Source organism: Micromonospora sp. NPDC049799 (assembly GCF_040656655.1).
GTDB lineage: Bacteria > Actinomycetota > Actinomycetes > Mycobacteriales > Micromonosporaceae > Micromonospora.
The window spans coordinates 1-1,564 of record NZ_JBFAMU010000802.1 but is presented as its reverse complement, the minus strand read 5'-3'; the positions used below and the strand labels follow the sequence as shown (position 1 = coordinate 1,564).

Here is a 1,564-nt window from a genome sequence, read left to right as displayed (position 1 = left end):
GGCGGGTTGTCCGGCCGGCCGTTGGCCGCCCGCGCCCGGGAGGTGGTGTCCTTCGTGCACCGCGAGACCGCGGGCCGGCTGCCGGTGATCGGCGTGGGCGGGATCGTCGAGCCGGACGACGCGGCCCGGATGCTCGACGCCGGAGCGGCCCTCGTGCAGCTCTACACCGGCTTCATCTACCGGGGCCCGGCGCTGGTCCGCGCCGCCGCCCGCGCGGCGGCCACCTCCCGCCCCTCCCCGGCCACCCCGGCGTCGATCTAGGGCGTGGCGCGGATGACACCCGAGGAGGTCCTGGCGGGGGACCGGGCGCACGTGTGGCACCCGTACGCGGCGCTGCCACCGGCGTCGCCGCCGTACGTGGTGGACGGCGCGCAGGGCGTACGGCTGCGACTGGGCGACGGCCGGGAACTGGTCGACGGGATGTCGTCCTGGTGGGCGGCGATCCACGGCTACCGGCACCCGGTGCTGGACGCGGCGGTGACCGACCAGCTCGGCCGGATGAGCCACGTGATGTTCGGCGGGCTGACCCACGCCCCGGCGGTCACGCTGGCGCGCACGCTGGTCGAGCTGGCCCCGGACGGCCTGGAGCACGTGTTCCTGGCCGACTCCGGGTCGGTGTCCGTCGAGGTGGCGGTGAAGATGTGCCTGCAGTACCAGCGGGCCACCGGCCGCCCGGAACGCCGTCGGCTGGGCACGTGGCGCGGCGGCTACCACGGCGACACCTTCCACCCGATGAGCGTCTGCGACCCGGAGGGCGGGATGCACCACCTCTGGGGGGACGTGCTGCCCCGGCAGGTCTTCGCTCCGGTGCCGCCGGCCGGCTTCGACGCGGAGCCGGACGAGTCCTACTGCGCGGCGCTCGTGGAGGCGGTCGAGCGCCACGCGCACGAGCTGGCGGCGGTGATCGTCGAGCCGGTGGTGCAGGGCGCCGGCGGGATGCGGTTCCACCACCCGCACTACCTGCGGGTGCTGCGGGAGGTGACGGCCGCCCACGGCGTACTGCTGATCTTCGACGAGATCGCCACCGGCTTCGGCCGGACCGGCCGGATGTTCGCCGCCGAGCACGCCGGGGTCACGCCGGACGTGCTCTGCGTCGGCAAGGCGCTGACCGGCGGCTACCTGACCCTGGCCGCCGCGCTCTGCACACCGGAGGTCGCCCGGGGCATCTCCGCGGCCGGTGTGCTGGCGCACGGCCCCACCTTCATGGGCAACCCGCTGGCCTGCGCGGTCGCCAACGCCTCCCTCGGCCTGCTGCGGGCGGGGGACTGGTCGGCGCAGGTGGCGCGACTGGAGAACGGGCTGCGGGCCGGTCTGGGGCCCCTGCGCGGCGCGCCCGGCGTGATCGACGTGCGCGTGCTCGGCGGCATCGGCGTCGTGCAGCTGGACCACGAGGTGGACATCGCGGCGGCCACCGCCGCCGCCGTGGGCGAGGGCGTCTGGCTGCGGCCGTTCCGGGACCTGGTCTACACCATGCCGCCGTACGTCACCGACGACGCCGACCTGGCGAGGATCACCGCCGGGGTCGCGGCCGCCGTCAGGGCGGGCTGAGCGGCCGTACGCGGGC

General features: G+C 76.1%; 1 protein-coding gene and 1 pseudogene. Both read left to right on the top strand.

Going from position 1 to position 1,564, the window contains the following annotated elements; translation table 11 throughout:
- Nucleotides 1-261 (top strand): annotated as a pseudogene (locus AB0I76_RS29610) (dihydroorotate dehydrogenase (quinone)); the annotation flags it as partial.
- Between the two features lie 12 nt (nt 262-273).
- A complete protein-coding gene (locus AB0I76_RS29605) occupies nt 274-1,548 on the top strand; it encodes an adenosylmethionine--8-amino-7-oxononanoate transaminase (RefSeq protein WP_357042350.1) in 1,275 nt (424 codons plus the stop codon).
- Nucleotides 1,549-1,564: the final 16 nt, after the last annotated feature.